Annotated in this window: 25 protein-coding genes; 19 read left to right on the top strand and 6 right to left on the bottom strand. The window is 69.2% G+C overall.

The genetic code is table 11. From position 1 onward, the window contains the following. Positions 1–4: 4 nt before the first annotated feature. Positions 5–619 (bottom strand): TetR/AcrR family transcriptional regulator, encoded by a 615-nt coding sequence (locus B7K23_RS10405; protein ID WP_084126514.1) that lies wholly within the window; start codon positions 617–619, stop codon positions 5–7. A 3-nt stretch (positions 620–622) separates the two neighbouring features. After that, complete coding sequence (locus B7K23_RS10410; protein WP_084126515.1) at positions 623–1,405, bottom strand: SDR family oxidoreductase; 783 nt, start codon at positions 1,403–1,405, stop codon at positions 623–625. A 198-nt stretch (positions 1,406–1,603) separates the two neighbouring features. On the opposite strand from B7K23_RS10410, the gene B7K23_RS10415 reads away from it, so the two are divergent. After that, positions 1,604–2,032: an OsmC family peroxiredoxin gene (locus B7K23_RS10415; protein ID WP_084126516.1), complete on the top strand. Its 429-nt coding sequence runs from the start codon at positions 1,604–1,606 to the stop codon at positions 2,030–2,032. Here the strand turns inward: B7K23_RS10415 and B7K23_RS10420 are convergent. Beyond that, the gene (locus tag B7K23_RS10420) at positions 2,001–2,942 is read right to left on the bottom strand and encodes a LysR family transcriptional regulator (RefSeq protein WP_084126517.1); all 942 of its coding nucleotides are present in this window, start codon (positions 2,940–2,942) and stop codon (positions 2,001–2,003) included. The genes B7K23_RS10415 and B7K23_RS10420 overlap by 32 nt on opposite strands. A gap of 107 nt (positions 2,943–3,049) precedes the next feature. Between B7K23_RS10420 and B7K23_RS10425 the strand changes: the two genes are divergently transcribed. Continuing rightward, the gene (locus tag B7K23_RS10425) at positions 3,050–6,442 is read left to right on the top strand and encodes a bifunctional proline dehydrogenase/L-glutamate gamma-semialdehyde dehydrogenase (protein WP_084126518.1); all 3,393 of its coding nucleotides are present in this window, start codon (positions 3,050–3,052) and stop codon (positions 6,440–6,442) included. Positions 6,443–6,620: 178 nt separating this feature from the next. Here the strand turns inward: B7K23_RS10425 and B7K23_RS10430 are convergent, their stop codons facing one another. After that, on the bottom strand, positions 6,621–7,703 hold the full coding sequence (locus B7K23_RS10430; RefSeq protein ID WP_084126519.1) for an FAD-dependent oxidoreductase: 1,083 nt from the start codon (positions 7,701–7,703) through the stop codon (positions 6,621–6,623). Between the two features lie 3 nt (positions 7,704–7,706). Beyond that, a complete protein-coding gene (locus tag B7K23_RS10435) occupies positions 7,707–8,168 on the bottom strand; it encodes a MarR family winged helix-turn-helix transcriptional regulator (RefSeq protein WP_084126520.1) in 462 nt (153 codons plus the stop codon). A 64-nt stretch (positions 8,169–8,232) separates the two neighbouring features. On the opposite strand from B7K23_RS10435, the gene B7K23_RS10440 reads away from it, so the two are divergent. From B7K23_RS10440 to B7K23_RS10500, 16 genes are all read left to right on the top strand, one after another. Next, the gene (locus B7K23_RS10440; RefSeq protein ID WP_084126521.1) at positions 8,233–8,889 is read left to right on the top strand and encodes a bifunctional 2-polyprenyl-6-hydroxyphenol methylase/3-demethylubiquinol 3-O-methyltransferase UbiG; all 657 of its coding nucleotides are present in this window, start codon (positions 8,233–8,235) and stop codon (positions 8,887–8,889) included. A gap of 121 nt (positions 8,890–9,010) precedes the next feature. Continuing rightward, a complete protein-coding gene (locus B7K23_RS15740) occupies positions 9,011–9,160 on the top strand; it encodes a hypothetical protein (protein WP_159451385.1) in 150 nt (49 codons plus the stop codon). 37 nt (positions 9,161–9,197) lie between these two features. Then, positions 9,198–9,785 (top strand): CDP-alcohol phosphatidyltransferase family protein, encoded by a 588-nt coding sequence (locus B7K23_RS10445; RefSeq protein ID WP_143338236.1) that lies wholly within the window; start codon positions 9,198–9,200, stop codon positions 9,783–9,785. A 32-nt stretch (positions 9,786–9,817) separates the two neighbouring features. Then, a complete protein-coding gene (locus B7K23_RS10450) occupies positions 9,818–10,243 on the top strand; it encodes an FHA domain-containing protein (RefSeq protein WP_084126523.1) in 426 nt (141 codons plus the stop codon). A 7-nt stretch (positions 10,244–10,250) separates the two neighbouring features. Continuing rightward, entirely contained in the window at positions 10,251–10,997 is a 747-nt protein-coding gene (locus B7K23_RS10455) for a MerR family transcriptional regulator (protein WP_084126524.1), read from the top strand. 128 nt (positions 10,998–11,125) lie between these two features. Further along, positions 11,126–11,704: a MerR family transcriptional regulator gene (locus tag B7K23_RS10460; protein ID WP_084126525.1), complete on the top strand. Its 579-nt coding sequence runs from the start codon at positions 11,126–11,128 to the stop codon at positions 11,702–11,704. A gap of 122 nt (positions 11,705–11,826) precedes the next feature. Next, on the top strand, positions 11,827–15,294 hold the full coding sequence (locus B7K23_RS10465) for a pyruvate carboxylase (RefSeq protein WP_084126526.1): 3,468 nt from the start codon (positions 11,827–11,829) through the stop codon (positions 15,292–15,294). 94 nt (positions 15,295–15,388) lie between these two features. Beyond that, positions 15,389–15,886 (top strand): flavodoxin domain-containing protein, encoded by a 498-nt coding sequence (locus tag B7K23_RS10470; RefSeq protein ID WP_084126527.1) that lies wholly within the window; start codon positions 15,389–15,391, stop codon positions 15,884–15,886. Positions 15,887–16,013: 127 nt separating this feature from the next. Further along, positions 16,014–16,385, top strand: coding sequence for a hypothetical protein (locus B7K23_RS10475; protein ID WP_084126528.1), 372 nt, complete (start codon positions 16,014–16,016; stop codon positions 16,383–16,385). 50 nt (positions 16,386–16,435) lie between these two features. Further along, positions 16,436–16,918 (top strand): NUDIX domain-containing protein, encoded by a 483-nt coding sequence (locus B7K23_RS10480; RefSeq protein WP_084126529.1) that lies wholly within the window; start codon positions 16,436–16,438, stop codon positions 16,916–16,918. Between the two features lie 44 nt (positions 16,919–16,962). Beyond that, the gene (locus tag B7K23_RS15515; RefSeq protein WP_143338237.1) at positions 16,963–17,214 is read left to right on the top strand and encodes a hypothetical protein; all 252 of its coding nucleotides are present in this window, start codon (positions 16,963–16,965) and stop codon (positions 17,212–17,214) included. 513 nt (positions 17,215–17,727) lie between these two features. After that, complete coding sequence (locus B7K23_RS15745; RefSeq protein WP_159451386.1) at positions 17,728–17,871, top strand: hypothetical protein; 144 nt, start codon at positions 17,728–17,730, stop codon at positions 17,869–17,871. A 120-nt stretch (positions 17,872–17,991) separates the two neighbouring features. After that, positions 17,992–19,407: a hypothetical protein gene (locus B7K23_RS10485; protein WP_143338238.1), complete on the top strand. Its 1,416-nt coding sequence runs from the start codon at positions 17,992–17,994 to the stop codon at positions 19,405–19,407. Beyond that, positions 19,389–19,667 carry a hypothetical protein gene (locus B7K23_RS10490; protein ID WP_084126531.1) on the top strand — a complete coding sequence of 93 codons (279 nt, stop codon included), beginning with the start codon at positions 19,389–19,391 and terminating at the stop codon, positions 19,665–19,667. Before B7K23_RS10485 ends, B7K23_RS10490 begins: the two co-directional genes overlap by 19 nt. Before the next feature lie 4 nt (positions 19,668–19,671). Next, positions 19,672–20,454 (top strand): hypothetical protein, encoded by a 783-nt coding sequence (locus tag B7K23_RS10495; protein ID WP_084126532.1) that lies wholly within the window; start codon positions 19,672–19,674, stop codon positions 20,452–20,454. A 525-nt stretch (positions 20,455–20,979) separates the two neighbouring features. Continuing rightward, the gene (locus tag B7K23_RS10500) at positions 20,980–21,966 is read left to right on the top strand and encodes a replication initiation factor domain-containing protein (protein ID WP_084126533.1); all 987 of its coding nucleotides are present in this window, start codon (positions 20,980–20,982) and stop codon (positions 21,964–21,966) included. Positions 21,967–21,995: 29 nt separating this feature from the next. Here B7K23_RS10500 and B7K23_RS10505 read toward each other — a convergent pair whose 3' ends face one another. After that, positions 21,996–22,175 (bottom strand): hypothetical protein, encoded by a 180-nt coding sequence (locus B7K23_RS10505; RefSeq protein WP_143338239.1) that lies wholly within the window; start codon positions 22,173–22,175, stop codon positions 21,996–21,998. Positions 22,176–22,390: 215 nt separating this feature from the next. Between B7K23_RS10505 and B7K23_RS10510 the strand changes: the two genes are divergently transcribed. Continuing rightward, entirely contained in the window at positions 22,391–22,705 is a 315-nt protein-coding gene (locus tag B7K23_RS10510) for a hypothetical protein (RefSeq protein WP_084126535.1), read from the top strand. Positions 22,706–22,891 lie beyond the last annotated feature (186 nt).

Raw genomic sequence — 22,891 nt, forward strand, 5'->3', positions numbered from 1 at the left:
CTCCTTAGTCCTGAGTCACGGGGACGGATTGCGCGGCGAGGGCATGGGCGTGGAAGCGTGCGGTCGCGAGGGCCGCCGCGTCGTCGTGGTCGGCGAGCCATGTCGTCGTGATGCCGTCGAGCATCGAGACGGTGTGCCGGGCGAGCTGGTCCACGGGGACCAGCCAGCTCGCGCCCGCAGACTCCGCGGCCTGGGAGAGCAGCGCGCCGACCAGCTCGTAGGACGGCGCATAGCGCCCCGGCGCCGGTGGCGCGTGCAGCCGGGCGCGCGACGCGTGGAGCATGAGCTCGACGAAGGCGAGCTCGTGTCCCGGGTGGGCCGTGAGAAGAGCGACGTAGCGCTCCATCCCGGCGACGAGCAGCTCGGTGAGGTCCGGTGCGGGGCCGCCCTCAGCGAGCCCCTGCTCCGCGGCGAGCCGCTCGTTCGCCGTCACCTCGTCGGCCGCCGCCGCGAGGAGGTCCTCGACGTTCTCGAACGCGTAGTGCAGGGCACCGAGAGGCATGTCCGCCTCCTTGACGATGCGCCGCGCGGTGGCGCCGGCGATGCCGTCGCGCTCGATGACGGTAAGTGTCGCGGCGATCAGCAGCCGGCGCCGCTCCTCCAGTGGGATGCGTGCCATGGATCAGCCCTTCGTGAGTCCAGCGGTGATGGCAAGAGTGGCGCGCGTCGGAACGAGGCGGGGCAGATGGGCCTGGACCGCGTTGCGCCAGCCGACCACCCGCGTGGGGCCCGCGCCCTGCTTCGTGACCGCGTCGAAAGCGGCGTCGACGACCTCCTCGATCGAGACCATCTGCCCCACGTTGAACCGCTCGGAGCCGGCGGCGGAGAAGAACTCGGTGCGGGAGGGTCCGGGGCAGAGCGCGAGGATCCGCGCGCCCGAGCCCTTCGCCTCCTGCCAGAGCGCCTCCGTGAGGGTGCGCACGTAGGCCTTCGAGGCCGCGTAGAGCGCGATCTGAGGGATGGGCTGGTAGGACGCCGTGCTCGCGACGTTGATGAGCAGGCCGTGACCGGAGTTGAGGATCGCGGGAAGCATGCGCAGCGTCAGGTCGGTGAGCGCGGCCACGTTGACCTGGACCAGGTCGGTGACGCGCTGGGGGTCGGACTCGGCGAACGGTCCATCGATCCCGAACCCCGCGCAGTTCACGAGTCCATCGGGCGACAGCCCGCGCCTGTCGAGCTGGGTCATGAGCGCGTCGGCTGCGCCCGGAGCCGCCAGGTCGATGGGGACGACGTGTGCGGCGACCCCGCTCGACTCCGTCAGCTCCTTGGCGAGCTCCTCGAGCCGCGAGGCACGGCGGGCCACGAGGACGACATCCGCTCCCTTGCGGGCGAAGCGCCGCGCGAACTCGGCGCCGAATCCCGAGCTGGCACCCGTGATGACGACGCAGGACGGAGCAGGGTTCATGACCAAGACCTCTCGTGAATTCAGTTGGACGAACGTCCAATGACCAGTACTGAACACCGGGCGCGGCTGGCCTGGCAAGAGAAGCGGCCGAAAGTTTACGAGCCGGAAACAGAGCATCCTGGCCCGCAGGCGCGGGCTTGACCCAGGTGAAAGACTGGAATCGCATCCGACCCCGCGGGTGCAGGAAGAGGAGGCACCATGATCACCAGCAAGGCGACCACTCAGTGGCAGGGTGGACTGAGCGACGGCAAGGGACGCACCGGAGCGGAGTCCGGCGTCTTCTCCGACCTGCCCGTCGACTGGCGTCAGCGCTCGACCGGAGAGGGGGCCTCGACGACGCCGGAGGAGCTGCTCGCCGCGGCGCACTCCTCATGCTTCGCGATGGCGCTCTCGCACGCCCTCGAGCAGAACGGCACGCCTCCGGTCGAGATGCGTACGGACGCACGCGTGCAGTTCGTGCCGGGCGAGGGCATCACGTGGAGCATGCTCACGGTGCACGCACACGTTCCCGGGCTGGATCCGCTCGCCTTCAGCGAGATCGCGGAGAAGGCCAAGGACGAATGCCCGATGTCGCAGGCGCTCGCAGGCACCGAGGTCAGTCTCGAGAGCGCGACTCTTCAGGAGTGAGGTCGTGCGCCCCCGCGCGGAGGTCGACGCTGTGCGACGCCGACGTGAGGGCCCCCCGCAGCGCGAGCACCGCCGGATCAGCCGCGGAGACGGCGCGCGCCGCGGTGAAGATGGTGCGGTGCGCGGCCGGGGAGAGGGCGCGGGCAGCCGCATCGAAACCGGGCCGCGTCCACATCAGGCCGGGGAGCAGCCCGACGGCGAGGCCATCCGCGATGTAAGCCGCGTGTGCCTGGAGATCCGCCGTCTCGAACAGCACGTCGGGCTCGAAGCCTGCGACCCGGCACGCCTGCTCGGCGAAGTGGCGAGTCGCCGTCCCGCTCGGCTCCATCACCCACGGTGCGCCGGCGACCTCGGGCAGACGAGTCGCCGCAGTCCACCGCCCGCCGACGCACAGGCGGATCTCGTCCGCGAGCAGCGGCTGACGCACCATGTCGGGATAGTGAGGCGCCGAGTGGTGCGGGTACTCCTCGGCGATGACGAGGTCGAAGTCCCGCGCCCAGGTGTCGGCAAGGGCCGCCCCGGGCTCGGACTGCGTGACGTGGACGCGGACCCTGGGGTGGCTCTCCCGCAGCGCGAGCAGCGCGCGGGGGACGAGCGTCAGCGCCGCGGACTGGAACACGGCGAGGCGGACGGTGCCGGACGGCTCAGTGTCGGCGTCCTTGAGCTCCGACTCGGCGAGGTCCATCGCGCCGAGGATCTCCTCGGCCCGGGCGACCAGGCGCACTCCCGCGGGCGTCAGCCGGAGCCGGCGTCCGGTCCTCGTGGTGAGCGGGGTCCCCGCCTCCCGCTCGAGCGCGGCGAGCTGCTGGGACACCGCGGAGGAGGTGTATCCCATGGCCTCGGCGGCCGCCGCCACCGTGCCGCGTCGGGCGAACTCGCGGAGCATGGAGAGGCGCATCGGATCGAGCATGAGGACAGTTAAGCATTACTTATCGTTGTAAGACAGGAACATGAACTGGTGCTGAACTGAAGTCGACTCCACACTGTGGAGTCATGGAAGCATCTGGAGGAGTCACCATGACCCGGACCGCCACCTCGTCGCACAGCGGCGACGTCGCGTCCCACACGCCCGACGCCGTCTCCGCCCAGGTCAGGTCCTGGCTCGAGAACTCGCGTCAGTACAAGGTCACCGGAGCGGCGGCCATGCTCGCCGACCTGCTTGGTCGGCCGGGAGGACTCGCGTTCCTCACGCAGTTCGTCGACGAGGTCATCCGGCCCGAGGACAAGCGCGTCGCCGCTCGCAGCCTGAGGACGCTCGCCGGTCAGACCGAGGGTCGCCTCGCACCCTGGCAGCGGGGGGCGCTGTCGCTCGGGTCGATCGCCTCTCACGTGCTTCCCGACGTCGTCGTCGGTGTCGCCCGCTTCACGGTCCGCACCCTCGTCAGCCACCTCATCGTCGACGCGACCCCGAAGCGGTTGGGCGGAGCGCTCGCTCGCCTCCGCCGTGACGGCCACAGGCTCAACGTCAACCTTCTCGGCGAGGCGGTGCTCGGCGAGCAGGAGGCCGCGCGCCGCCTCGTCCGCACCGAGGAGCTGCTCGGGCGGGATGACGTCGACTACGTGTCGCTCAAGGTCTCCGCCGCGATTGCGCCTCACAACCCCTGGGCGCTCGACGAGTCGGTCGACCACATCGTCGAGACGCTTCGCCCGCTCCTGCGCCGCTCCGCCCAGGCCGGCGGCTTCGTGAACCTCGACATGGAGGAGTACCGCGACCTCGACCTCACCATGGCGGTCTTCACGCGCCTGCTCGACGAGGAGGAGTTCCGCTCGCTCACCGCAGGCATCGTTCTCCAGGCCTATCTGCCGGACTCGATGGCCGCGATGCGCAGCCTGCAGGACTGGGCCGCGCGTCGCGTCGACGCGGGCGGCGCCCCCATCAAGATCCGCCTGGTCAAGGGCGCCAACCTGTCCATGGAGAAGGTCGACGCCGAGATCCACGGCTGGCCGCTCGCCACCTGGGGTTCCAAGGTCGAGTCCGACGCGCAGTACAAGCGCCTGCTCGACTACGCCCTCACGCCCGAGCGCGCGCGCGCCGTCAAGATCGGCGTCGCCGGCCACAACCTGTTCGACATCGCCCACGCGCACCTGCTCGCGGGCGAGCGCGGGGTCACGGACGCCGTGGACTTCGAGATGCTCCTGGGGATGGGTGAGCATGTCGCGAAGGCAGTCGCCACGGACGTCGGCTCCCTCAGGCTCTACACGCCGGTCGTGCACCCCAAGGAGTTCGACGTCGCGCTGGCCTACCTTGTCCGCCGCCTCGAGGAGGTGGCGAGCAAGGAGAACTTCATGTCCTCGCTCTATCAGATCGACGAGGACCCCCAGGTGTTCGCGCGCGAGGAGCGACGCTTCAGGGACGCGTGGGACCTGGCCGACACCGACGCCGCGGCGACCCACCGCGGACTCGGCCGCTCGGGCGCTCCCGACGGCGCCGACGGCTTCGCCAACGCGGCCGATACGGACCCCTCAGTTGCGACCAACCGCGAATGGGCGGCGGGCATCCGCGAGCGCGCCGCATCGTCGTCCCTCGGCCTCGACACGCTCGCCCTGGCGCGCGTTGAGGATGCCGACGCCCTTGGAGCGCTCGTGGGAGCCGCGGATGAGGCGGCACCCGGATGGGCCGCGCTCGGAGCCGCGGCGCGCGCCGACATCCTGCGTGCGGTGGCTCGAGGCCTCGAGGAGCGTCGTGACGACCTCGTCGAGGTGATGATGGCCGAGGCGGGCAAGACCGTCGACCAGTCGGACCCCGAGGTCTCCGAGGCGATCGACTTCGCCAACTACTACGCCGAGCGTGCGGTCGAGCTGGACAGGTGGGAGGGTTCCCGGCCCGTGCCCCGAGGCGTCACGCTCGTGACGCCGCCGTGGAACTTCCCGGTGGCCATCCCCACCGGCTCGACCCTCGCGGCCCTCGCGACGGGGAGCGCCGTCATCCTCAAGCCCGCCGAGCAGGCGCCGCGCTGCGGCGCCGTCATCGCCGAGATCATGTGGGAGGCGGGCGTCCCGCGCGACGTCCTGCACCTCCTGGACATCGACCCCGAGCGCCTCGGGGAGCCGTTGATCAAGGACGCGCGCGTCGACCAGGTGATCCTCACCGGCGGATACGAGACCGCGGAGCGGTTCCTCAGGATCCGTCCCGACCTCAAGCTGTTCGCCGAGACGAGCGGGAAGAACGCGGTCGTCGTCACGCCGTCGGCGGACCTCGATCTCGCGGTGCGCGACATCGTCGCGTCCGCATACGGCCACGCAGGTCAGAAGTGCTCCGCCGCGTCCCTCGTGATCGCTGTCGGATCCGTCGCGACGTCGCACCGCTTCCTCACGCAGCTCGAGGACGCGGTGAGGTCGCTCACGGCAGGGCCGGCGACCGACCCTCGCACGCAGATGGGGCCGGTCATCGAGCCCGTGCATGGCAAGCTCGAGCGCGCCCTCACGACGCTCGAGCCGGGGGAGCGGTGGGTCGTCGAGCCCACGCCCCTGGACGACACGGGCACGGCCTGGACGCCGGCGCTCAAGGCCGGCACCCGCCCGGGTTCGTTCTTCCACAAGACGGAGTGCTTCGGGCCGGTGCTGTCGATCATGGCGGTCGCGACGCTCGACGACGCGATCCAGGTGCAGAACGCGGTCGACTACGGGCTGACCGCCGGGATCCATTCGCTCGACCCCCACGAGGTCGAGCACTGGCTCGAGCGCGTCGAGGCGGGCAACGCGTACGTGAACCGCGGGATCACCGGTGCGATCGTGCAGCGCCAGCCCTTCGGCGGCTGGAAGCGCTCGGTGGTCGGGCCGACGTTCAAGGCGGGCGGCCCGCACTATCTGTCGGCGCTCGTCGACTGGGAGCGCACGGAGATCGCGGATGCCGAGCCCACGTCGCCCCGGCTGCGGGCGTTCCTTGATCGCGCGCAGGCGCCCGCGTGGGTGCGTGCCGCCGTCGCCGCCGACGAGAAGGCGTGGGAGTCGCAGTATGGCGTCGCGCTCGACCGCAGCGGACTCCAGTGCGAGGTCGACGCCCTTCGCTACGTCCCCGCCGAGGTCGACATCCGGTGGGATGGCGAAGCGCCGACCGAGGATCTCATCCGCGCGTGCGCCGCGCACTTCGTCACCAGGGGAGAGGGAGTCGTCTCCGCGCCGATCCCGCTTCCCGGTCCGCTCGCGCTCGCCCTGGACGAGCTCGACATCGACCTGCGGCTCGAGGACGATGCGATGTGCGTCCAGCGCGCCTCCGCTCATGACGGCACCCGGGTGCGCGCCGTGGGCCGCCTGGTCGGCAACACCAACGTGTCCGTGTTCGATCACGCGGTGACGGCGAACCCGCACCTCGAGCTGACGCCGTTCCTGCGCGAGCAGGCCGTGTCGATCACGGCGCACCGATACGGCACGCCTTTCGAGGCCGCGCGCCGCGTCGCCGACTCGCTCTAGCAGCGGGTTCGTCCTCCCGGCTCTCCCTCAGCGGGCCGGGAGGACGCCCCGGACGCCGAGGACGGGGCACCGGCCGGAGGCGGTCGGTGGCGTCGAGGGCCTTCACGAGACGAGCGCTCGCCCCGTCGTCTGAGGGGGGATCACGCCCCAACGCGTGAGGAACTTGCGCCCCGGCGCGTCACGCGGGCCAGTCGCCCTCGCCCGCGAGGAACACACGGAGATGGCGCGCGGAGGTGCGCGCGCCGCGCGAGGCCGAGATCGTCGAGGCCTGGCCCGCGTAGCCGGCGAGGATCACCCCTGGGTGGCCGACGACGCGGCCCTCGTCGACCTGGACTCCTCCGTCGTCGTGCCGGAGGCCGAGGGGCTCGAGGTGACCCAGGGCGTGGTCGAATCCGGTCGCCCAGATCACCGCGTCGGCGGACCACTCCGATCCGTCGCTCTCCACGAGTCCGGTGGCGCTCATCCTCACAGGCATGGGATGCGCGTCGAGCAGGCCCCGTGCACGAAGCCTGCGCACCGGGGGCGTCATCGGGATGCCCGTGACGGAGACGATCGAGGGGAGCGGCTCACCGGCGAGAGCGGCCGCGTCCTGAGCCTCGACGGCTTCACGCCCGCGTGCGAAGCCGAGCTCCGGGGAGGCGTCCTCGTGGATGACAGGGGGCCGCCGCGTGTACCAGCGAAGGTCCGCGACGCGGGGCGCGAGCTCATCCATGAAGCCGAGGGCTGACAGCCCGCCTCCCACGACCGCGACGCGCATGCCTGCGAGGGCGTCCGCACCCGGATACTCGGGCGTCGTGAGCTGCCGGCCCTGGAAGAGCTCCCGGCCCGGCAGATGCGGGACACGCGGCGCGGTCCAGGTGCCCGTCGCGCTCACGATCGCGCGTGCCTCGAGTCGGGGCAGCGGGCTGCCAGGGCCGGCCTCGAGCAGGAAGCCCTGACCCTCACGCGTCACACGCTCGATTCGCACCGGACGGGTCACGCGCAGGCCATAGGCCTCCTCGTAGCGGCCCATGAGGTCGGGGACCGTGTCCCGCGCGGGGGTCCTGGTGTCCGCGTCGGCGAAGGACAGACCCGCCGCGCGCATTCCGGGAAGGTCGGCGACGGAGTGGGTGCGCCCGAGGGTGAGGGAGGGCCACCGGTGCTGCCATGCGCCACCAGGGCGCGGACCAGCATCGACGATCGCGAGGCGCGCTCCGAGGTCGCGGAGGTGATAGGCGACGGCCAGGCCGGCCTGCCCTGCGCCGATGACGGCGACGTCCACGCGTCAGGCGGTGGGGTCCGTCGCCATCACGACGCGCATCATGGTCGCGGTGAACTGCTGCGAGGTCTCGGGCGTGATGCGCGAGATGTACGCCTCCCGGATGGCGGTCGCGAAGACCTGCAGCGCCGGCTCGAGGACCTGCTGACCCTCCTCGGTCAGACCCACCCAGGTGCCGCGGAGGTCCTCCTCGCACACGACGCGGGCGACAAGTCCACGACGCTCCATTCGGGAGACCTGGTGCGAGATGCGGGACTTCTCCCACATCAGCATCTCGCCGAGCTCCCCGACGCGGACACGGTGGTCCTCCGCCGTGGACAACGCGTGGAGGATCTCGAAGTCGGCCGCCGAGACCCCGGCATCCGCCGCGAGGCGCTGCTCGACCCTGTTCCACAGTTGACGGGACATCAGGGCGAATGAGCGCCAGAGGGCCCATTCGCGCTCGTCCAGGGGCGTCTCGTCGATCATGGGTCCAGAGTAGCGATCACGACAACGAAACGCCGGGACCTGAGGTCCTGCCTATGCTCAACATGTGACTCAAGACGATTCAGGCGCCTCGACCAGGCATCCCGTCCCGCACGATCCGGAGCGACGTGCGTTCTGGCACGACCGGTACGCGAAGGGCGCCGCATGGTCCGGCCACGTCAATCCCGTGGTCGAGGAGACCGCGGCGGAGCTTGCGCCGGGCACGGCCCTCGATCTGGGCTGCGGCGAGGGCGGCGATGTGCTCTGGCTCGCTGAGCGGGGCTGGCGGGCGACCGGCATCGACGCCGCGGAGCCCGCGCTCGAGCGGGCGCGCGCGGAAGCCGAGAGACGCGGGCTGGCCGAGCGCGCACTGTTCGTGGAGACGGACCTGGCCGCGTGGGAGCCGGAGGCTTCGTGGGACCTCGTGACCTGTCACTACCTCCACGAGGCCGCCGACCTGCGTGCGGCGGTCCTCGCCGCCGCTGTCAGCGCCGTCGCGCCGGGAGGCATGCTCGTGGTCGTGGGTCACCACCCCGACGAGCCCGCGCACCTCGCGGGTCCGCGGCGCCACACCCGCTTCCTCGCGGAGGACTTGATCGCGCAGGTCGGGATCGGCGAGGGGTGGCAGGTGCGCACCGACGCCCGACCCCGCACGTCGATCCGCGACGGCGTCGTCGTCGAGAGGGTCGACACAGTCCTCGTCGCCACGGCACCTTCGCTGTGATCGCGCGCGTTCACGCCACGAGTCGGCGACGCTCCTCCTGAATCCCTCGCCCGGACGGCGTGGCGCGACTACGCTGGAGTTGCGGACAACGGGGTCCGCACACGGCGAAGGGAGACCCGTCATGGACGGAAACGCCACCGACACCCGTCGTTACACGTTCGAGCAGATCCGCGCGAAGGAGCTCGCCAGGGGCGCCTCCGAGGACGAGGCCGCGAAGGTCGCCGCGGAGACGGTCGACAAGGTCATGGCTGAGAAGGGTGTCGCCCGCTGACGCCGCTGGCAGCGATGCACGTCTAGACTCAGGCGGCGTGGAGCCATCGCACGCAGTCTGGAACGTCCCCAACGCCATCTCGATGGTGCGCATCGCACTGGTGGTGGCCTTCGGCGTCCTGCTGATCACCCACCAGGACGGCTGGGCGCTGATCGCGCTCGCTGCCGCGGGGGTCTCCGACTTTCTCGATGGGTTCCTCGCCCGACGGTGGGGACAGGTCACGGAGCTCGGCCGCCTGCTCGATCCGTTCGCGGATCGCCTGCTCACCTTCGTCGTGGTGATCGGTCTCGCTTCGCGCGGCATCATCCCGTGGTGGCTCGTGGTCGTGCTGCTGCTTCGGGACGCGGTGGTCGCCGCCGCGCTCGCCATCGGGAAGATGAGGGGTACCGAGCCTCCGCACGTCACCTTCGTCGGCAAGGCGGCGACGTTCGCGCTGTACGTCTTCCTGCCGCTCGCGTACTTCGCGCACGAGCGATGGGACGCGCTGTACCTCGTGGCCCTCGGCGGCGCCGTGTTCGCGGCGTTCCTCTACTGGTGGTCCGGTCTCGGGTACGTGCAGGACGTCCGTTCTCGCATCGCGAACCTCTCGCGTGCCGCCCCGGACACGGACCTGCCCACTGCCTAGAATGCAAGTGTCCCTCACAGCCTGGAGATGCCATGACCTTCGACGAGAGCCCGGTCGAGCGCACGATGTCGCTCGGGCAGGCGATTCCCGCGCACGATGAGGCCGGACCGTACCGGCTGTCTCCTCAGGACCAGGCCGCGGTCGACGCCCTCGCGGAGGACCACGCCCTGCTGATCGTTCACCACGGACCCAACGCGGGGGCGCGCTTCCTGCTGGACGTCGACGTGACGACCGCGGGACGTTCGGTGTCGGGCGACATCTTCCTCGACGACGTCACGGTGAGCCGCGAGCACGCACAGTTTCTTCGCCAGGGCACGACGTTCATGGTGCGCGACTCGGGCTCCCTCAACGGCACGTACGTGAACCGGGAGCCCGTCTCGGAGGCACGCCTTCAGGAAGGCGACGAGGTCCAGATCGGGAAGTACCGCCTGACGTTCTACCCCGGACGGGCCGCGTAGCGTCCACATGACACCCGCCGCCAGCGCCTCCGCGTCGTCGGGGCACTCCTCCGGCATCCCCGCACGCGCGCAAGCGGCGCCCACTCGCGGCACCTGGCCCCACCAGCTGTCGCATGAGCCGCTGCTGCGCGTGTCGGACGTGCTGAGGCTCGTCCAGCCCGAGTTCCCGACGCTCACCCCGTCGAAGCTGCGGTTCCTCGACAATCACAGCCTCGTGACCCCCGTGCGGACACCGTCGGGCTATCGGCAGTACTCGCCGGCCGACGTGGAGCGCGTGCGATTCGTCCTGCGCCAGCAGCGGGACCACTTCACACCTCTCGCCGTGATCGGGGAGAAGCTCTCCGCGCTCGACGCCGGCACGCTGCACGAGGCCGTGCTCCCGCGCGCCGCAGGGGATGACGGTCCCGCCTATCTCGACCGTGCGCAGCTCGCCCAGGCCGCGGGCACGGAGCCGCGCGTCGTCGAGGCGTGCGTCGAGGCGGGGCTGCTCGGATCGGAGACCACCGCGGGCTTCGCCGCGGAAGGCGTCGAGGCGGTCGTCGCTGCCAAGGCGTACCTCGCCGCCGGGGGAGACGCCCGCACGCTGCGCGCGCTCGTTCGGGCAGCAGCTCGCGAAGGCGAGCTTGCGGCGGCCGCGGGTGCGCCGCGTCGCGCGCGCGGCGATTCCGACGGTGCCTTGGCCAGCGCCGAGGCACTCGCGGATGCGGCGATCGCGGTGTTCGCGTCGAGTGTGCGGCGGTCGTCGCGCCCGTAGGCGCCGGGGGGCCGCGTGGCACCCGGCTCACAGGGGCGACACGCGGTACGGTGAAGGCACGAATATGACGCGCTCGGGGACCTTTCGGCCCTAACGTTGAACCAAAGGTTGAAGCCCGGGGAGGAACCATGGCGACGGAAGACGACAAGAGGGTCCCAGTGATCGTCGACCAAGGCGTGCTCTTCGCCGATGGCATCGCCGAGCTCGATGAGACCGCGGGATACCGCGGACCCATCGCATGCAAGGCCGCGGGCATCACCTATCGCCAGCTCGACTACTGGGCTCGCACCGGACTCGTCGAGCCGACAGTTCGCTCCGCTACGGGCTCGGGCACGCAGCGGCTCTACGGTTTCCGCGACATCCTCGTGCTACGCGTCGTCAAGCGGCTGCTCGACTCGGGAGTCTCGCTCCAGCAGATCCGCCTCGCGGTCACCCACCTGCGCGACCGCGGCGTCGAGGACCTCAGCCAGATCACGCTGATGTCCGACGGCGCCTCGGTCTACGAGTGCACCTCCGATGACGAGGTGATCGACCTGGTCCAGGGCGGCCAGGGCGTGTTCGGCATCGCACTCGGTCGCGTGTGGCGCGAGCTTGAGGGCTCGCTGTCCGCGCTGCCCACCGACAAGGGCGAGGTGGGGCCGCAGGCGGACCCCGGCGTCGTCGACGAGCTCGCCGAGCGACGCGCGCGTCACAGCCAGGTCGGCTGACACGCCACTCTCATAAGTTCTCCTCCAACTCCTGGGTCCTCTGGCCCAGGAGTTGGCGTATATGCGATGCGGTGTTCTAGCCTTCTGACTGGCAAGATAAAGACACCGTCGAAGGGAAGTCAATGTTCTCCAAGGTGCTGGTGGCCAACCGCGCTGAGATCGCCGTCCGTGCGTTCCGCGCCGCCTACGAGCTGGGTGTCGAATCCGTCGCGGTGTTCCCGCATGAGGACCGCATGTCCGAGCACCGCCTCAAGGCGGGCGAGGCGTATCAGATCGGTACCGAGGGCGAGCCGGTCAAGGCCTACCTTGACGTCGACGAGATGATCCGTGTCGCCAAGCACGCAGGCGCCGACGCGATCTACCCGGGTTACGGCTTCCTGTCCGAGAACGTCGAGTTCGCTCGCCGCGTCGGGGAGGCGGGCCTGACCTTCATCGGCCCGCCGCCCGAGGTGCTCGAGAAGGCCGGCGACAAGGTCGCGGCTCTCAAGGCCGCGCGCGAGGCCGGCGTGCCCGTGCTGCAGTCCTCGGAGCCGTCGCGTGACACGGACTGGCTCATCGCCGAGGCCGACACGATCGGCTTCCCGATCTTCGTGAAGGCCGTCGCCGGTGGCGGTGGCCGCGGCATGAGGCGCGTCGAGACGCGCGATCAGCTCCCCGAGGCGCTCGCCGCCGCGATGCGCGAGGCACAGAACGCGTTCGGCGACCCGACCGTCTTCCTCGAGCAGGCAGTCCTGGGCCCGCGCCACATCGAGGTGCAGATCGTCGCCGACTCCGAGGGCAACGTGGTCCACCTGTACGAGCGCGACTGCTCGGTGCAGCGGCGCCACCAGAAGGTCATCGAGATCGCGCCCGCTCCCAACCTCGATCCCGCGATCCGCGAGGCGCTGTGCGCCGACGCGGTGAAGTTCGCGAAGTCGCTCGGCTACGTCAACGCCGGAACCGTCGAGTTCCTCGTGGCGACCGAGGGCGAGCGCGCCGGCCAGCACGTATTCATCGAGATGAACCCGCGCATCCAGGTGGAGCACACCATCACCGAGGAGGTCACCGACGTCGACCTCGTGAGCACCCAGATGCGCATCGCCGCGGGGGAGACGCTCGAGGAGATCGGCATCCGTCAGGAGGCCATCGAGGTTCGCGGCTACGCGATCCAGACCCGCATCACCACCGAGGACCCGACCAACGGCTTCCTTCCGGACACCGGTCGCATCATCGCGTACCGCTCGCCGGGCGGCGCGGGCATCCGACTCGACGGCGCGACCGGTATGGCGGGAAATCGCATCCTGGGCCACTTCGATTCGATGCTCGTCAAGCTGATCTGCCGTGGCCACGATTTCGACCAGGCCGCCCGCCGCGCATCCCGTGCGCTCGCCGAGTTCCGCATCCGCGGAGTCACCAACAACATCCGCTTCCTGCGCGCGGTGCTCGAGGACCCGGACTTCCGCAAGGGCGGGGTGACCACCTCCTTCATCGATCAGCGTCCGTATCTGCTGGACGTCGGCGAGGAGAAGGCCCGCTCGACCAAGATCCTGCAGTTCCTCGGCCACGTCACGGTCAACAAGCCGAACGGCGCGCACGGGGAGACCGTCCTGCGTCCCGCGGACAAGCTCCCGGCGCTCGACCTGGACGCGGAGCCGCCCGCCGGCACGCGCCAGCTCCTGCTCGAGAAGGGACCCGAGGGCTTCGCCCGCGCGCTGCGCGAGCAGGAGGCCCTCGCGATCACCGAGACAACGATGCGCGACGCGCACCAGTCGCTGCTCGCGACCCGCGTGCGCACGTTCGACCTGCTCGCCGCGGCCGGCCACACCGCCCGCATGACGCCGAACCTGTTCTCGGTCGAGTGCTGGGGTGGCGCGACCTACGACGTCTCGATGCGCTTCCTGTCGGAGGACCCGTGGCTGCGCCTGGCGCGTCTGCGCGAGGCGATGCCCAACATCGCGCTGCAGATGCTGCTGCGCGGCCGCAACACGGTCGGCTACACGCCGTATCCCGACGAGGTCGCGCATGCCTTCGTCGAGGAGGCCACCGAGACCGGCATCGACATCTTCCGCATCTTCGACGCGCTCAACGACGTCGACCAGATGCGTCCCGCGATCGAGGCGGTGCGGGGCACCGGGCAGGCCGTCGCGGAGGCGACCCTCTGCTACACGTCCAACATGATCGACCCGGACGAGAAGCTCTACACGCTCGACTACTACCTCAAGCTCGCGGATCAGCTCGTCGAGGCCGGAGCGCACATCCTCGCGATCAAGGACATGGCGGGCCTGCTGCGTCCCGCGGCCGCATATGTCCTGGTCTCGGAGCTGCGCAAGCGCTTCGACCTGCCGATCCACCTGCACACCCACGACACCGCGGGTGGCCAGCTCGGCACGCTGCTGTCGGCCGCCGAGGCGGGCGTGGACGCGGTCGACGTCGCGAACGCCGCGATGGCCGGCACGACCTCGCAGCCGCCGATGTCGGCCCTGATCGCCGCGCTCGAGCACACGACCCGCGACACGGGGCTCTCGCTCGAGGCCGCGCAGGACCTCGAGCCGTACTGGGAGGCCGTGCGCCGCCTGTACGCGCCGTTCGAGTCCGGTCTTCCCGGACCCACCGGCCGCGTGTACCGCCACGAGATCCCCGGCGGTCAGCTGTCGAACCTGCGTCAGCAGGCGATCTCGCTCGGCCTCGCGGACCGCTTCGAGGCGATCGAGGACATGTACGCGGCTGCGGACAAGATCCTGGGCCACCTGGTGAAGGTCACCCCGTCGTCCAAGGTCGTCGGAGACCTGGCCCTGCACCTCGTGGCCAACGACGCCGACCCGGCCGACTTCGCCGAGAACCCCGGCAAGTACGACGTGCCGGACTCGGTCATCGGCTTCCTGCGCGGCGAGCTGGGCGACCCGCCTGGCGGCTGGCCCGAGCCCTTCCGCACGAAGGCCCTCGAGGGCCGCGCGGAGCCGAAGCCCACCCCCGAGCTCACCGACGAGGACCGCGCGCTGCTGCGTTACCCCGGGCCGGACCGCCAGCGCAAGCTCAACCACATGCTGTTCGCGGGCCCCGCGAAGGACTTCGACGAGGCGATCGAGACCTACGGCGACATCTCCGTGATCGACACCTACCACTACCTGTACGGCCTCACCGTCGGCAGTGGCGAGGAGGCGAACGTCGACATCGCTCCTGGTGTGCGCATGATCGTGGCCCTTGAGGCGCTCGGCGAGCCCGACGAGCACGGCGAGCGCACGGCGATCTTCGCCTACAACGGGACGATGCGGCCCATCCAGATCCGCGACCTCTCGGTCAAGGTCGACGTCGTGGACAGGGAGAAGGCCGACAAGAACAACCCCGGTCACATCCCCGCGCCGTTCACGGGTGCCGTCACGGCGTCCGTCGAGGTGGGCGCGAAGGTCGCGGCGGGGCAGACCGTCGCGGTCATCGAGGCGATGAAGATGGAGTCCTCGATCACGACCTCCGTGGCCGGCACCGTGACGCGCCTGGCGGTGAGCGGCACCGAGCAGCTCGTCGGAGGCGATCTGGTCGTCGTCGTGGAGCCGACCGCAGACACCCAGCTCGCTCCTCAGGGCGAGACCGAGGGCGTGTCGACGGGGGAGTAGGGGACAGGTCCTCGAAGCGTCGGGACCCTTGTCCCGCGCGCAGAGGCGGTCGCGGGTGGACGATGGACCCAACACCCCGGAAGAAGGAGGAGCGATGAAGATCCTGGTTGCTGTCGGTTCGAAGTACGGTGCCACCCGCGAGGTGGCGCAGCACATCGCCGACCAGATCGCGGAGCGCGGCTTCGACATCGACGTCGCCGATGCGTGCGACGTGCAGGGCCTCCACTTCTACGACGCCGTCATCCTCGGCTCCGCCGTGTACGGCGGGCTGTGGCGCCGCGACGCCTCGTCGCTGCTGCGCCAGAACGTCGAGGAGCTCAAGGCCAAGGACGTGTGGCTGTTCTCGGTCGGCATGGAGACCGTCGTGAAGCCCGGTCAGCCGCTCGACGAGTCGGACGGCTTCGCGGGCCTCGTGAACGCGCACGACCACGCGCGGTTCCCCGGCGCCCTCGACTACGAGAAGCTCAACGTGGGGGAGAAGGCGCTGATCACCGCGCTCAACCCGCCCCGCGGCGACTTCCGCGACTTCGAGGCGGTCCGCACCTGGACCGACGGCATCGTGCAGCGTCTCGAGGAGCTCGCGTACGCCTGAGCCGCGGCCTCCTCGGCCACGCTGTGTCATTGCGCACATTCGGACATCTGCCGCGTCCTAGGACATCGTGGAAACGGCGGACTCGCCGCTATGCTCGGGACACCGAGCTCACGAGGAGGCGAGTGCCGTGACGATGACCGACGCATCCTGGCGCCGGCTGGCAGGGATCGTGGCGCTGGGCGCCGTGGTCGGCGCCGGCTGGTACCTGATCCCTCGGGCGGACAGCACCACGGCCGTCCCGATCGACGCCGTGTACGGTCGCGCCGCCTCGGAGTCCGTGGAGATCACTTTCGACGACTGCAACCGAGACTCCGAGATCGACGTCACCGAGACCGACTCGTCGGTGACGCTGACGGTGCGCCTGGACTGGACGACCAAGATCGACTGCACGTCCCACCTCACGTCGAGCATGATCACGCTCGACGAGGATCTCGGCGAGCGCCTGGTCTTCGACGGCAGCTCCGAGCTGTCCGTCGACGTCCAGACGCCGCCGCAGTAGCGGAGGCGCGCCAGCGGTCCGGGGGAGTACGCCTCGGATAGCCTGCGGTCATGGCTCGGCCCGCGCACGCACTGATCCCCGCCTCCTACGTCTTCCTGCGTCGTGGCGACGAGGTGCTGCTGCAGCTGAGGCACGGCACCGACTACATGAACGACCACTGGGCCGCCGGCGCGGCCGGGCACGGAGAGCGGTACGAGACCGCGCTCGAGACCGCTGTGCGAGAGGCCCGCGAGGAGCTCGGTATCGAGATCCACAGCGAGGACCTCGTCGCGATCACCGTGATGCAGAGACAACTCGTCGGTGGCCCCGACAAGGAGCAGCGCGTCGACTGGTTCTTCGAGTGCCGCACCTGGAGCGGAACGCCCCGGATTCAGGAGCCCGACAAGTGCGCCGACCTGCGCTGGTTCGCTCTGGGCGACCTGCCCTCACCGCTCGTACCTCACGAGGCGCTCGCGCTCGAGGCTCTTGCGCAGGGGAGTCACGCCACGGTGCACTTCGTCTCGCGGACGGATCCCCGTCATCCGTCGCGGTGAGGCAGCGCGGCAGCGCCGGCGCCTCACACGTGAGATGACATAATGTGCATTATCGGCGCGCGGGCCTCAACATGCCTGCTATCTGCCGAGAAAACCCCGGTGTCATAACGCATCGCAAGGACACCGCGATCCTCGAAACGGTCTGCACGCTCGGGCCTGACTCGTGCGGTGCGACCGGCCTGTGGACCATGCGCCTGAACGACGCGCGCAGCCTCACCGGGCGCGCCGTGTTCATCGAACGCGGCTGCTCGATCTGCGGCTCGCCCGCCGTGTACGCATCGGCGGCGCTGACGTGACCAAGGTGACTTCTCAGGACCTCCGTCGAGAGGAAGCCTTCGGCTGGTACGCGGTCACGTTCGCCGCGTTCTTCGGCCTCGGCATCCTCGCCGCCCAGGTGGTGTTCTCGTGATGCGCGTCGGTTCGGCTCTCGCAGCTGCGGCCATGCTCGTGCTCGACGTGCGGCGCCTCGCGCGCATCTTCGGGCGGTGGTCGTGATGGGTGACATCAACGTGTGGCAGAACTTCCCCGACTGGCTGGCCGATGTGGCTGTCGTCGCGGGCTCGCTGCTCATGCTCTCTGCGGGCGTGGTGACCGGAAGGCACCTTGTCTGATGGGCCCGCAATTCTCGTTCGATGCCGTAGTCCAGATTAGCCAGCCGCTGTTCTGGCTCGTCGCGCTCGGCATCGGATTTCGCCTCGTCGCTCGGTTCACCCGATGAGCGCCGCCATGTTCGCCGCCACGGTGTACGGCGTCGGTGTGGCTCTCGGCTGGATCGTCGGCCTGATTCGTGAAGGGAGGTGAAACTCAGCATGGACATCGCAACCCTGTTCGCGTCCCTCCAGACGACCCTTGAGGCGTCGATTGGCGACGCCGCTCCGATCGCCCTGACGGTGGGTGGTTCGCTGCTCGCCATCGGCGTCGGCTGGCGTCTCGTCAAGCGCTTCGTGAAGTAAGCGCCACCAGGCCGGGGGCGCGTGCGCCGCGCCACTGCACGGCGCACACGCTCCCGGCTTGTGCCTTGCTCGCGGGCCCTTGCGAGCGAAATCCGCGCGATGTTCGGAAGGGACATCAACATGCTCGACCTGCTGCTCGCCGCGTCGCTGTTCGTCCCGATGGGCGACGTGTGCGACATCTACCAATCGTGGGAGACCTCGCCGGTGGCCTCCTGCGAGGTCACAGATGGATCGGTCGAGGCCGGTGGTGTCTCGCTCAACGGCGGCAAAGTCACGCTCGATGACTGGGCCGACGTCGACGCTGAGACCCTGGGCTCTCTGGTCTATAAGGACGTGGACATCGCCGATGAGGACGGCTATTACACGTTCGGCGGCTGGCCGGTGTGCATCAACGAAGATGGCACCGTGTTCGAGGCCGGAACCGGCTCCTATCAGCCGTGGTATCCCGGTGCGTCGTGGCTCAATCCGCGCGTGTGGATCACGCTGGGATTCACGCAGGACCCCTGCCTGGCGCCGCTAGAACGCGGCGTCGCGGTGTGGGCGGGCTACTCGTCCGCTGACCCTGACAGTGACCAGGTGTCGGGCTGGCTCGACGGTGATAACACATGGGGGCCGCTCACGTTCGAAGCGTCGGCAGACGAGACCTCGGTATCCATCGCGATCCTCGGCAATCCGTGCACCGATGCGGACAACGCGACGCGGCTTGCGTGTATGCGAGAGACGTACACGCCGTACATGACCGAGGACATGGGGACGTACGTCGGGTATCTGCGCGCGTACGACACGGAAGACAACCTGGTCGCATCGGTCGTCCTGCGCTACCTGACGGCGGGCAACGATGCGGACATTTCAAAGACTGTGGCGCTGGCAGACGGCGTGTCCATCGCTCGTGTCGAGTGGCAGCCCTACGCGGGCGGCTCCATCGAATCGGATACGTCCTACTGGCGTTACTTCTATCCCGAGGGCACGGCGGGTTACGTCGAGTACGGAACCTCCGACGGGTACGACGTCCAAACGATGCTGGTCACTGGCGGCGCGCTCGATGACATCCCCTACGCTCCGACCTCGGTTGGCTTCGAGTACGCGGACGGCGTGTGCACAGACTTCGACTGCGTCAAGACGTACTGCGATGACATCGACTCGCTCGACGTCGTCGGCTACTTCCAGTGCCTGTTCGCAGCTGATGCGGAATGGTCCGATGTGTGGGACTCGATGGTCACCGGGATTCAGCGCTGGGAGATCTGGCAGGCGGTGGACTACGGCGTCAAAATGGCCAAGTCGGTCGGCTACTCGTTCTCCGGCCAAGAGGGTGCCTGCGGCGTCCTGCTCGACGGTGACGACGACCTCCAGGGCCTCACCCTCGACACCTGCGACCTGCCGATGCAATCCGGGGTGCGGACCTTCATGAGCGCGCTCGTGTGGCTGGCGCTGGCCTTCGCGATCTGGCGGTGGACGGTCGTGGTGGTGCAGGACCAGCGGGTCCCCGCGCTCCAGCCCTCGACCCTCGGCGAGTACGAATGGGGGTCGATTTCGTGATCCTCCAATTCATCTGGTGGCTGGCCGGGCAAGTCCTGGACTACCTGTTCTCCATCGATCTGCCTGACGCGCTGTGGGTGGGCATGGGCCACGGCGCGACGGCGGTCGGCACCATTGCGGGCTGGTTCCCTGCGATCCCCTACATCCCGTACGCGGCCATGAGCAACGTCGTCTCGACCTCGCTGACGGTCTTCGGCGCGATCCTGCTGATCGTCGTCGTCATGTTCGTACTCAACATCTTTCTGAAGTTCCGGAGGTAGTGCCGTGGGCCTGTTCCCTCAACCCATCTTCGACGTCCCCTGGTTCCCCATCCAAGGGTTCATCGGGATGAACGGCGGTGGCAAGTCCGCACTGATGGTGGACACCGGCATCGACCAGGCGCAGAAGCATGGGCGCCCGATCCTGTCCAACATCTGGATTGACGAGGATCGCGCCGGGGTCCCCGTCAAGCGGCTGACCGGGCTGCTCGACATCATGAACGCGGACGGCGACATCGTCATCCTCGATGACATCGCGTCCATCGCTCCGGCCCGCGAGACCAACGCGTCCCCGCCTGAGATGGTGATGAGGCTCGCCGCGCTGCGCCACCGCGACGCCATGCTCCTGTGGTCCGCGCCGGTCCTCGAAGACGTCGACGTCAAGATTCGCCGCGTTACTCAGTCGGTGGTCTCGCTCAAGGCGCTCGTGCGCGTGAAGCGTGAAGGGCAACTGTGGAAGGACACGAAGGTCTCTCTGGCCAAGGCATATGACTTCCGCTCCGAGACCACCACGAGCATCAACCGCGACACGCCGCGCAACCAGTACGGCTTCGTGTGGCTGAACTCGCTGCGCCTCGACGCGTACGACACGCGCGAAGAACTCGAACTCCAGGCCGATCACGCCATTTGTGCGGTGTGTGGCAAGCGCAAGCCGCGGCAGATGTGCAAGGGCCACGACGAGGGCGAGACTTCGCAGCTGCTCAACGATGAGCACGATGACCACCAGCACGAGGCGACGCCGGCCACGGTCGCGTCGATGATTTCTGCCGCTAGGGCGAACGTCTCATGAATACCGGACACCCTCTCCCCCACCATGCTCGATGGTGCCTCAACCTCTCGACCGGCTATCTCGGTCACGAGGAACGAGTGTCCGAGATGGGTGGGCGTGCCCACCACTACGGGACTCCTACCAACTCGCCCCGCTTTGGACCCCACACCGCTGCGCACCACCGGGCAACAGATCGTGCCTCGTCCCGGCTGCGGTTGTACGCAACACACGTCCTGACCCCGGCAGGGGTTGGGGCGCGAGGGGCCCCGCAGGAGAGTCCGAAGGACCGCGCCGCAGGCGCGCCGCGTAGCGGGCTCCGGTGCAGCGGGGACGCGGGGGCCCCCGACCCCGGAACATGTCACGAGCGTCAGCGAAGTGACAACCGCGAGGCCCTGATCCCCGGTCTGCTCCCTGCACCACATGTCCTCTTGGACCTCACCGCATGACTTCCCCCACAGAGGGCCCACGAGGCCCACCAGACGGCTCGGATAGCCCCTCCCCCTCCCCCACGCGCCAACGTGGGCACAACCTCCTAGGAGACATTCCGTGGCATCCGAGCAGGTCCCCCCGGTCGTAGACGCGGCCGGGGGGGCCACCCCACCCGAGCGCCTGACAGGTGAGGGCGCACACTTCGACTGGTACCAGTGCACGATCAGAGACGATCTGGAGCACGTGCTCGACGTCTTCTGCCAGGCCTGGGGACTGACCGTCCACGACGGCACTCCCCGCTACTCGTACACCAACGGCTATGACCTCAAGGGCGACGACGGTGTCGCCGTGTACGTGCTGCACGGCGGCAACGGCGGCGGGGTCCACTGCTGGGCCTCCGGCCACCGAGCCGAGCCCTTCGCCACCCTCGTGCGCGAACAGTGGCCCGACGATCACCACGTGACCCGCATGGACTCGGCGATCGACTTCCAAGACGACGGCGACGCAGACGCGATGTGGACACGGCTCTACGATCAGTGCCTAGACCTCGCGGCATGGCGCACCCGCAAGGACGGCGAACGCGTCGAGCGGGCTCGCCCGATCCAGACACGCCACTACGGCGACTACGTCGAGAAAGTCAGAGGCCGCACGCTCTACATGGGCTCACCCAAGGCCGACGCGCTCGTCAGGCTCTATGAGAAGGGCAAGCAACTACGCGGCCAGGCCGTCAAGCCCGATCTGACCGCGCCGCTGGACTGGTGCCGCCTCGAGGTGCAGGTGCGACCCAAGAAAGCCGCTCGAGCGCGCGCCGCTTACGTCAGCGCCGACGAAGTGTGGGGCATGGCCGTGTGGACACGCGACCTGCTCGAAGCGGTCGAGGGCGTGAAGGTCAAGCATGAGCCGCTAGACATCTGGCGCGAGACGAACGACGAACGGGCACTGATGTGGCTTGCGCACCAGTACGGGCCCACGCTCGACCGGCTCGCAGCTGCTAACGGTGGGGACTGGTCCAAGGTCTTCGACCTCGTCGCTGCCGCGCTTGACAACCGGCCCAAGCCCGAGCCGCTACGGCTGACCCCCCGTGGCAGTAACCACGGGGGGTAGGTGAGATAACCCCCCCACCCTCTAGGTGCTCAAGGGAAGATCCCGGCGCGGATGCGTCGGGCTTCTCGTTCTTCCAAGAGGCCGCGCTCCGTCTCGTACTCGCGTAGACCGAAGGTCGCGATGTCGGCGGCGTGCTGCGCGGCCCACAGGTCGCCGGTGGCGAGTGCGAGTGCGCAGCGCTGCGCGTAGTCGCGGGCGGTCTCGCGCATGGCTGTCAGGCGGTCGGTGCTGAGTGTGTGCGCTCGCACTGCGTGGTCCCACTCCACTACCGCGTAGCCGGGTAGGCCATTATGCACGCTCCGTTGTTCACGTGGCATGGATCAATTGTCGGCGTGTCGTAGACAGAACTTGAGATAGGCGCTACGTTGCGAGTGCAGGACACACCCGGGAGCGCCAACTCCCCACAACGAAAAGAGGGTCCGTCGTGGCCAAGATCATGCACATCACCGGACGCGCCGTGCGCGCCGACATCCTCCGACGCAAGTCCGACCAGGCGGTCTATGGCGCCTGCGTCACCGTTCTCACCGAGCCGCGTGGCGACACGTGCGAGGTTCTCGTCTTCGAGTCGGTGATCCCGGCTGTCGAGGTCCTCGACCTGCAGGACATGACCATCGACGCCACCGTCGCGGTGGACACCGCCGAGAGGGGCATGTTCGCGGTCAAGATGGTGACGCTCGACGCGGTCACCGCTCCCGCTCCCGCCGCTGCTCCTGCGACCCAGGAGAAGGCGAAGGCGTAGGCAAAAAGGGGCGGTCCCGGGGCCTCGCCAAAGGCACCCGGGACCGGCTCGACGCCACGCCTCGCCACAACCGCGAAGGGGTATCTGATGACCAGCATGACAGCGACGGCGCAGCCTGTCCAGGCAGACGCGCAGAGTGTGCATTATCGGCGTGATGCACATGGTTGTGCCGGAGCGGCATCTGAA

Origin of the sequence: Demequina sp. NBRC 110054 (genome assembly GCF_002090115.1) — a bacterium.
Lineage (GTDB): Bacteria > Actinomycetota > Actinomycetes > Actinomycetales > Demequinaceae > Demequina.

What these genes read in the sequence shown, in the direction of transcription:
- B7K23_RS10480 (WP_084126529.1), top strand. Translation starts at nt 16,436, where the DNA reads ATGGCTCGGCCCGCGCACGCACTGATCCCCGCCTCCTACGTCTTCCTG.
- B7K23_RS10435 (WP_084126520.1), bottom strand. Translation starts at nt 8,168, where the DNA reads ATGATCGACGAGACGCCCCTGGACGAGCGCGAATGGGCCCTCTGGCGC.
- B7K23_RS10460 (WP_084126525.1), top strand. Translation starts at nt 11,126, where the DNA reads ATGGCGACGGAAGACGACAAGAGGGTCCCAGTGATCGTCGACCAAGGC.
- B7K23_RS15740 (WP_159451385.1), top strand. Translation starts at nt 9,011, where the DNA reads ATGGACGGAAACGCCACCGACACCCGTCGTTACACGTTCGAGCAGATC.
- B7K23_RS10490 (WP_084126531.1), top strand. Translation starts at nt 19,389, where the DNA reads ATGGGGGTCGATTTCGTGATCCTCCAATTCATCTGGTGGCTGGCCGGG.
- B7K23_RS10425 (WP_084126518.1), top strand. Translation starts at nt 3,050, where the DNA reads ATGACCCGGACCGCCACCTCGTCGCACAGCGGCGACGTCGCGTCCCAC.
- B7K23_RS10410 (WP_084126515.1), bottom strand. Translation starts at nt 1,405, where the DNA reads ATGAACCCTGCTCCGTCCTGCGTCGTCATCACGGGTGCCAGCTCGGGA.
- B7K23_RS10450 (WP_084126523.1), top strand. Translation starts at nt 9,818, where the DNA reads ATGACCTTCGACGAGAGCCCGGTCGAGCGCACGATGTCGCTCGGGCAG.
- B7K23_RS10485 (WP_143338238.1), top strand. Translation starts at nt 17,992, where the DNA reads ATGCTCGACCTGCTGCTCGCCGCGTCGCTGTTCGTCCCGATGGGCGAC.
- B7K23_RS10505 (WP_143338239.1), bottom strand. Translation starts at nt 22,175, where the DNA reads ATGCGCGAGACCGCCCGCGACTACGCGCAGCGCTGCGCACTCGCACTC.
- B7K23_RS10420 (WP_084126517.1), bottom strand. Translation starts at nt 2,942, where the DNA reads ATGCTCGATCCGATGCGCCTCTCCATGCTCCGCGAGTTCGCCCGACGC.
- B7K23_RS10415 (WP_084126516.1), top strand. Translation starts at nt 1,604, where the DNA reads ATGATCACCAGCAAGGCGACCACTCAGTGGCAGGGTGGACTGAGCGAC.
- B7K23_RS10405 (WP_084126514.1), bottom strand. Translation starts at nt 619, where the DNA reads ATGGCACGCATCCCACTGGAGGAGCGGCGCCGGCTGCTGATCGCCGCG.
- B7K23_RS10470 (WP_084126527.1), top strand. Translation starts at nt 15,389, where the DNA reads ATGAAGATCCTGGTTGCTGTCGGTTCGAAGTACGGTGCCACCCGCGAG.
- B7K23_RS15745 (WP_159451386.1), top strand. Translation starts at nt 17,728, where the DNA reads ATGGACATCGCAACCCTGTTCGCGTCCCTCCAGACGACCCTTGAGGCG.
- B7K23_RS10465 (WP_084126526.1), top strand. Translation starts at nt 11,827, where the DNA reads ATGTTCTCCAAGGTGCTGGTGGCCAACCGCGCTGAGATCGCCGTCCGT.
- B7K23_RS10455 (WP_084126524.1), top strand. Translation starts at nt 10,251, where the DNA reads ATGACACCCGCCGCCAGCGCCTCCGCGTCGTCGGGGCACTCCTCCGGC.